This is a genomic window from Streptomyces sp. NPDC101160 (assembly GCF_044768205.1).
In the GTDB taxonomy this organism is placed as follows: Bacteria; Actinomycetota; Actinomycetes; order Streptomycetales; family Streptomycetaceae; genus Streptomyces.
Genome location: NZ_JBIWPJ010000008.1, coordinates 80,479 through 87,680, shown reverse-complemented (window position 1 = coordinate 87,680; position 7,202 = coordinate 80,479). Strand labels below are relative to the sequence as shown.

Genomic DNA, 7,202 nt, shown 5'->3' with positions numbered 1-7,202 from the left:
CCTTTGGGGTCGCCCACAAAGTGGGGCATGGGCGGGCCCCCGCTGTGGGGGGGTTTCGCGTGGGCCGCCCCCGGTTTGGGCGTGGGGGGGCGGGGGGGGGGGCCCCCCCCCCCCCGGGGGGGGGGCCCCCCCTTCCGGCGTCTACTCGGTCGGGTAGTCGGGGATCCAGGGCAGCACGTGGAAGTCGCCGGTGCCTTCCTTGACCTTCTCGAAGGGCGGTGCCGTCTGGCACAGGGGGACGTCGCCGGCCTCCGGGTCCTGGGTCATCCAGCTGTAGCCGAGGCGGTCGTGGCTGCCCAGGTCGTGCACCGAGACGCCGACGCGGCGGCCCATGAACTTCGGCACGTCGGTCTCCACGACCCGCCCCGTCACGACGGCCACCTTGCCTCCGGTGGCCAGGCAGTCGACCTTCACCACCGAGTAGCCGCCCGGGTGGCCGGGCTTGTAGTGGCTGAACCGGAAGGTGCCGGTCGCGTTCTCCGGATGCATGTTGTCGTTCGCCGCCAGATGCGCGTCGAAGGTGAACGTGATGTCGTCGCCGGCCGGCCGGTACAGCTTCGCGGTGCCGGTCAGCGCGGCCGCCTCGCGCGGGCCCCTGCCCGACCGGTCGGCGTCGGCGGTGGCGGAACCGGCGGCGCCGGCGGTGATCAGCAGGGCGGCGGCGACGGCGGCGATCCTCGTACGCCGGTTCATGCGGCGGTCGGTGCGGCGCTTCGTCGGGTGGTCCATCAGACGGTCCATCGGTGGCGGTCCTTTCGGCAGGTCGTCCGGCCCCCTCGACCGGACGCCCCCTACTCTTCCGGCCCGGCCCCGCCCGTACATCGCGCCGCGGAACGGTCCCCGTCTCCGCCGCGCGGCGGGGGAGCCGTACACCGGCAGGACGATCATGGTTCACGCCACGCGCAACGAATCGCCGCCGGGGCTGGTGATCGCGCAACGCTTCGACGGTCGGTCCGCAACGCTCCCGCCTTGTCCCGGCCGCGCCCGAAACCGTACCGTTTTTGACGTCTTCCCCTTCAACTTCGACCTCCGAGGACGGCCCATGCCCGCGCTGCGCACCGCCCTGCTCCAGAGCTCCGGCGAGCTCGGTGACGTGGCCGCCAACCTCAAGGTCCTCGACGAGGCCGCCGCCCGCGCGGCCGCCGCCGGCGCCGACGTGCTGCTCGCTCCCGAGCTGTTCCTGACCGGGTACGCCATCGGCGACGCCATGGCCCGTCTGGCCGAGCCGGCCGACGGCCCCTCCGCCGAGGCGGTCGCCGGGATCGCCGCCCGCCACGGCCTCGCCGTCGGCTACGGCTACCCGGAGCGCGACACCGAGCGGCACGGCGTGATCTACAACTCCGCCCAGCTCTTCGGCCCCGACGGCGCCCGGCTGATCCACTACCGCAAGACCCACCTCTTCGGCGAGTTCGAGGCGAAGTGGTTCACGCCCGGCAACGAGTCCGTCGTACAGGCGCAGCTCGGCGGCCTCACCGTCGGCCTGATGATCTGCTACGACGTCGAGTTCCCCGAGAACGTACGGGCGCACGCGCTGGCCGGCACCGACCTCCTCCTGGTGCCCACCGCGCTGATGCACCCGGCCGAGATCATCCCGCTCTCCGTCGTCCCGGTCCGCGCCTTCGAGAACCAGCTCTACATCGCGTACGCCAACCGGACCGGCCCCGAGGGCGACTTCGAGTTCGTCGGCCTGTCCGTCCTGGCCGGCCCCGACGGCACCGCCCGGGCCCGCGCCGGGCGCGGCGAGGACCTCGTCCTCGGCGACGCCGACACCGACTTCCTCGCGGCCTCCCGCGCGGAGAACCCCTATCTCCGCGACCGCCGCCCGGGCCTGTACGGCTCCCTCGTCTAGAGCCGTCCCCCGCCCGCCCCCCTGCGATCACCCTTTTTGTGCAAGGAGTCCGTACCCCATGACGTCCACGGTGCCCACTGCCGTCCAGCACACCGACGGCCAGCCGCCGATCACCATGTTCGGTCCGGACTTCCCGTACGCCTACGACGACTTCCTGGCCCACCCGGCCGGCCTGGGCCAGATCCCGGCCACCGAGCACGGCACCGAGGTCGCGATCATCGGTGGCGGCCTGTCCGGCATCATCGCCGCCTACGAGCTGATGAAGATGGGCATGAAGCCCGTCGTCTACGAGGCCGACCAGATCGGCGGCCGGCTGCGCACGGTCGGCTTCGAGGGCCCGGAGACCGAGGGTCTGACCGCCGAGATGGGCGCGATGCGCTTCCCGCCCTCCTCCACGGCGCTCCAGCACTACATCGACCTGGTCGGCCTGACCACCCGGCCGTTCCCGAACCCGCTGGCCGAGGCCACCCCGTCGACCGTCGTCGACCTCAAGGGCGAGTCGCACTACGCCGAGACCATCGCCGACCTGCCGCAGGTCTACCGCGACGTCGCCGAGGCATGGAACAAGTGCCTCGACGAGGGCGCCGACTTCTCCGACATGAACCGCGCCATGCGCGAGCGCGACGTCCCGCGCATCCGCGAGATCTGGGCGAAGCTCGTCGAGAAGCTCGACAACCAGACCTTCTACGGCTTCCTCTGCGAGTCCGAGGCCTTCAAGTCCTTCCGGCACCGTGAGATCTTCGGCCAGGTCGGCTTCGGCACCGGCGGCTGGGACACCGACTTCCCGAACTCCATCCTGGAGATCCTTCGGGTCGTCTACACCGAGGCCGACGACCACCACCGCGGCATCGTCGGCGGCTCGCAGCAGCTGCCGCTGCGCCTGTGGGAGCGCGAGCCGGAGAAGATCGTCCACTGGATGCAGGGCACCTCGCTGGCCTCGCTGCACGAGAACGGGCAGCCGAAGCCGGCCGTCACCCGCCTGACCCGCGCCGCCGGCAACCGGATCACGGTCACCGACGCGTCCGGCGACATCCGCACGTACCAGGCGGCGATCTTCACCGCCCAGTCCTGGATGCTGCTCTCCAAGATCGCCTGTGACGACTCGCTCTTCCCGATCGACCACTGGACCGCGATCGAGCGCACCCACTACATGGAGTCCTCGAAGCTCTTCGTGCCCGTGGACCGGCCGTTCTGGCTGGACAAGGACGAGGAGACCGGCCGGGACGTCATGTCGATGACGCTGACCGACCGGATGACCCGCGGCACGTACCTCCTGGACGACGGCCCGGACAAGCCGGCCGTCATCTGCCTCTCGTACACGTGGTGCGACGACAGCCTGAAGTGGCTGCCGCTCTCCGCGACCGAGCGGATGGAGGTCATGCTGAAGTCGCTCGGCGAGATCTACCCGAAGGTCGACATCCGGAAGCACATCATCGGCAACCCGGTGACGGTCTCCTGGGAGAACGAGCCCTACTTCATGGGCGCCTTCAAGGCCAACCTGCCGGGCCACTACCGCTACCAGCGCCGCCTGTTCACGCACTTCATGCAGGACCGGCTGCCGGAGGACAAGCGGGGCATCTTCCTCGCCGGCGACGACATCTCGTGGACGGCCGGCTGGGCCGAGGGCGCGGTGCAGACGGCGCTCAACGCGGTGTGGGGCGTCATGCACCACTTCGGCGGCGCGACCGACGCCACCAACCCGGGCCCGGGCGACGTGTACGACGAGATCGCCCCGGTCGAGCTGCCGGAGGACTGATCCCGGCGCCTAAGGGCGTGCCAGTGGGGTGAGCAGCATCCGCCCCACCAGGCCGACCGACCGGTCGAGGCGTTCGGTGAACTCCTCGGCCAGGTCGGGCAGCCGCCGCAGCTGCCACAGCGAGCGGGCGGCGAGCCAGGCTCCGTCGCGGGCCCGGTCCAGGCTCCAGCAGCCGAGCAGATGCGTCAGCGGGTCCGCGACCTCCAGGAGGTCCGGGCCCGGCATCAGTTCGTCCCGGATGCGCTCCTCCAGGAGGACGAGGACGTCGCCGACCCGGTCGAACTCGTCCTCCAGCTCCTTCGGCGCGCAGTCCAGGGTCCGGCAGGTGTCGACCACCGCGAGGGCCAGGTCGTGCCCGATGTGCGCGTTGATCCCGGCGAGGGCGAACTGGAGCGGCCGTACGCCGGGATGGCGGCGGTAGTGGAACAGCGGCCGCCAGCAGGCGGGGGCCGGGCGGCCGGTGGCGACGGTGTCGACCACCGCGAGATAGCGCTGGGCGAACCGCACGTCGAGGGTGGCGGCGGCCCGCCGGTCGGCGAAGGTGCCGGCCTCGATGGCCCGGCCGATCTCCTCGGTGACGGTCAGATAGACCCGGTTGAACACGGCGACCCCGTCGGCCGGATGCCAGGCCGCGCGGAGCTTCCGCATCCGGTCCACCACGGGGTCGACGGCCGTGAAGGGTCCGAGCTGGAGGTGCTGCGTCTGCGCCATGGGTGCAGGGTGGCAGCCGGAGAGCCGGACGGAGCGGTTCCGCCGCCCGGCTTCCCCAGAACGGGCGAATGCGTCAGGACTTCGCCGCGGACGCGTCGCCGGAGGTGCTTCCGGTGTCCCCGGTGCTCCCCGCGGTGTCCTCGCCCGTCTCGTACGAGCTGGTGCCGGAGTCGAGCAGCGGCTCCTGCTGCTTCATGTGTGCCGGGGCGAAGGCGCGGAGCACGTGGTAGCCGGTGATGACCACGATCGTGCCGAGCGCGATGCCGCCGAGCTCGAAGGTGTCGGTGAAGGTCAGCTTGACGCCACCGACGCCGATGATGATGCCGGCCGCGGCCGGGACCAGGTTGAGCGGGTTGCGCAGGTCGACCTTGGCGTTGATCCAGATCTGGGCGCCGAGCAGGCCGATCATGCCGTAGAGGATCACGGTGATGCCGCCGAGCACACCGCCGGGGATGGCGGCGACGACCGCGCCGAACTTCGGGCAGAGGCCGAAGAGCAGCGCGAAGCCGGCCGCGGCCCAGTAGGCGGCGGTGGAGTAGACGCGGGTGGCGGCCATGACGCCGATGTTCTCGGAGTACGTGGTGTTCGGCGGGCCGCCGACGCCGGTGGAGAGCATGGACGCGACGCCGTCGGCGGCGATCGCGGTGCCGAGCCTGTCGTCGAGCGAGGTGCCGGTCATCTCGCCGACGGCCTTGACGTGACCGGCGTTCTCGGCGATCAGCGCGATGACGACGGGCAGCGCCACCAGGATCGCGGACCACTCGAAGCTGGGCCCGTGCAGCGAGGGCAGGCCGATCCAGTCGGCCTTGGCGACGCCGGAGAGGTCGAGCCGCCAGTGGTCGGTGACCTGGCCGCTCGGCGACACCGAGTGGATCTTGCCGAAGACCAGGTCGAAGACCCAGGAGATCGTGTAGCCGAAGATCAGGCCGAGGAAGATCGCGATCCGCGACCAGAAGCCGCGCAGACAGACCACGGCGAGGCCGGTGAAGAGCATCACGAGGAGCGCCGTCCACTGGTCCTGCGGCCAGTAGACGGAGGCGGTGACCGGCGCCAGGTTGAAGCCGATCAGCATGACCACGGCGCCCGTGACGACCGGCGGCATGGCCGCGTGGATGATCCGCGCGCCGAACCTCTTCACCGCTAGACCCGCGAGGAACAGCACCGCGCCGACCACGAACACCGCGCCGGTCACCGTGGCGCTGGTGCCGCCGGCCGCCCGGATCGCGGCGGCGACGCCCACGAAGGAGAGCGAGCAGCCGAGGTACGAGGGGACCGTGCCGCGCGTCGCGAGCAGGAAGATCACGGTGGCGACACCGGACATCATGATCGCGAGGTTCGGGTCGAGACCCATGAGCACCGGGGCCACGAACGAGGCCCCGAACATGGCCACCACGTGCTGGGCGCCGAGCCCGACCGTACGCGGCCAGGACAGGCGCTCGTCGGGCCGGACGACGGCCCCGGGAGCGGGTGTCCTCCCGTCGCCGTGCAGGGTCCAGCGCACGCCGAGGCTCATGTGCTCGCTCCAGTTCTCAGGGGTTCTCAGGGGGTGAATGCGGCGGTCGATCCGCAGGTGAAGACCAGCCACATGGTAAGGGCCGCAGGTCAGCGCACCTCTTCCGCCGTACGCGCCCCGGCCGCGCCCGCTCCGGCGCGCGCCCCGGACCTGAGCACCCCGGCGCCGAGCACCAGGCCGAAGGTGAGCAGCGTGACCAGAGCGAACGAGCCCACCAGCGAGGTCGCGTCCGCGATGCCGCCGATCGCGGACGGGGCGATCAGACCCGAGGTGTACGTGATGGTGGCGACGCCCGCGATCGCCTGGCTCGGGTTGGGGCCGCTGCGGGCCGCGGCGGCGAAGGCGAGCGGGACGACGACCGCGACCCCGAGGCCGATCAGCCCGAAACCGGCCATCGCCACGGCCGCGTGCGGCGCGAGGACCACGAGCAGCCCGCCCAGGGTGGCGGCCGCGCCCCCGACCCGTACGGTACGGACCGCGCCGAAGCGGTCCACCACGCGGTCGCCGGCCAGCCGCGCCACGGCCATGGTGAGCGCGAAGGCGGTGGTCGAGGCGGCGGCGAGGCCGGCCGAGGTGCTCAGCTCCTGCTTGAGGTAGACGGCCGACCAGTCGAGGCTCGCGCCCTCCGCGAAGACTCCGCAGAACCCGATCGCGCCGATGACCAGGGCGGACCTCGGGGGCAGCGCGAAGCGCGGCGGGGCCTCCTCCTCCGGCGCGCTGCGCAGGTCGAGCACGCCCTGGCAGGCGACCAGGCCGAGGGCGGTGAGGACCAGGGCGGCGAGCAGGTGGTGGACGCGGGCGTCGCCGCCGAGCTGGGCGGCGACGGTGCCGGCCGCCGAGCCGAGCAAGGCGCCCGCGCTCCACATGCCGTGCAGGCCGGACATGATCGAGCGGCCGAGCCGGTTCTCGGTCTCGACGCCGAGCGCGTTCATGGCGACGTCGGACATGCCCGCCGTGGCGCCGTAGACGAAGAGCGCAGCGCACAGCCCGTACACGTTCGGCGCGAGCGAGGGCAGCGTCAGGGCCAGGGTCCACAGGGCGAGCAGCCCGCGCAGCGCCGTGCGGGCGCCGAAGCGGTGGCTGATCGCGCCGGCCAGCGGCATCGCGAGCGAGGCGCCGACCGCCGGGAAGGCGAGGGCGAGCCCCAGCTGGCCCGCGCTGACGCCCGCGTGCTCCTGGATCCACGGGATCCGGGTCGCGAAGCTGCCGGTCACCGCGCCGTGAACACAGAAGACGGCGGCGACGGCGAACCGGGCCCGTCGCAGCCGCTCGGTGGTGAATTCGGTCTCCGCCGCCATGGGCCCTCCCCTTGAGAGTGGTCGCTTGAGTGGTCGCCCCTCGGTCGCCGTAAACTATCAGGAACCCTGCCTGAT

The 7,202-nt window shown here is 72.0% G+C and carries 6 protein-coding genes; 2 read left to right on the top strand and 4 right to left on the bottom strand.

Features of this window, described 5'->3' with window-relative positions:
* Positions 1-141: 141 nt before the first annotated feature.
* Complete coding sequence (locus tag ACIRSU_RS26100; protein WP_403797492.1) at positions 142-693, bottom strand: Repetin; 552 nt, start codon at positions 691-693, stop codon at positions 142-144.
* 349 nt (positions 694-1,042) lie between these two features.
* Between ACIRSU_RS26100 and ACIRSU_RS26095 the strand changes: the two genes are divergently transcribed.
* Positions 1,043-1,849: a carbon-nitrogen hydrolase family protein gene (locus ACIRSU_RS26095; RefSeq protein WP_403796685.1), complete on the top strand. Its 807-nt coding sequence runs from the start codon at positions 1,043-1,045 to the stop codon at positions 1,847-1,849.
* A gap of 58 nt (positions 1,850-1,907) precedes the next feature.
* Positions 1,908-3,605: a flavin monoamine oxidase family protein gene (locus tag ACIRSU_RS26090; protein ID WP_403796684.1), complete on the top strand. Its 1,698-nt coding sequence runs from the start codon at positions 1,908-1,910 to the stop codon at positions 3,603-3,605.
* A gap of 9 nt (positions 3,606-3,614) precedes the next feature.
* Here the strand turns inward: ACIRSU_RS26090 and ACIRSU_RS26085 are convergent, their stop codons facing one another.
* The 3 genes from ACIRSU_RS26085 to ACIRSU_RS26075 form a co-directional block, all read right to left on the bottom strand.
* Positions 3,615-4,316: a DUF5995 family protein gene (locus ACIRSU_RS26085; protein ID WP_403796681.1), complete on the bottom strand. Its 702-nt coding sequence runs from the start codon at positions 4,314-4,316 to the stop codon at positions 3,615-3,617.
* A 73-nt stretch (positions 4,317-4,389) separates the two neighbouring features.
* On the bottom strand, positions 4,390-5,829 hold the full coding sequence (locus ACIRSU_RS26080; RefSeq protein ID WP_403796678.1) for a uracil-xanthine permease family protein: 1,440 nt from the start codon (positions 5,827-5,829) through the stop codon (positions 4,390-4,392).
* Positions 5,830-5,918: 89 nt separating this feature from the next.
* Entirely contained in the window at positions 5,919-7,127 is a 1,209-nt protein-coding gene (locus ACIRSU_RS26075; protein ID WP_403796676.1) for an MFS transporter, read from the bottom strand.
* Between the last annotated feature and the right edge of the window lie 75 nt (positions 7,128-7,202).

Bases quoted from the DNA above. Each gene is read 5' to 3' on its own strand.
- ACIRSU_RS26100 (WP_403797492.1), bottom strand. From the start codon at position 693: ATGAACCGGCGTACGAGGATCGCCGCCGTCGCCGCCGCCCTGCTGATC.
- ACIRSU_RS26095 (WP_403796685.1), top strand. From the start codon at position 1,043: ATGCCCGCGCTGCGCACCGCCCTGCTCCAGAGCTCCGGCGAGCTCGGT.
- ACIRSU_RS26090 (WP_403796684.1), top strand. From the start codon at position 1,908: ATGACGTCCACGGTGCCCACTGCCGTCCAGCACACCGACGGCCAGCCG.
- ACIRSU_RS26085 (WP_403796681.1), bottom strand. From the start codon at position 4,316: ATGGCGCAGACGCAGCACCTCCAGCTCGGACCCTTCACGGCCGTCGAC.
- ACIRSU_RS26080 (WP_403796678.1), bottom strand. From the start codon at position 5,829: ATGAGCCTCGGCGTGCGCTGGACCCTGCACGGCGACGGGAGGACACCC.
- ACIRSU_RS26075 (WP_403796676.1), bottom strand. From the start codon at position 7,127: ATGGCGGCGGAGACCGAATTCACCACCGAGCGGCTGCGACGGGCCCGG.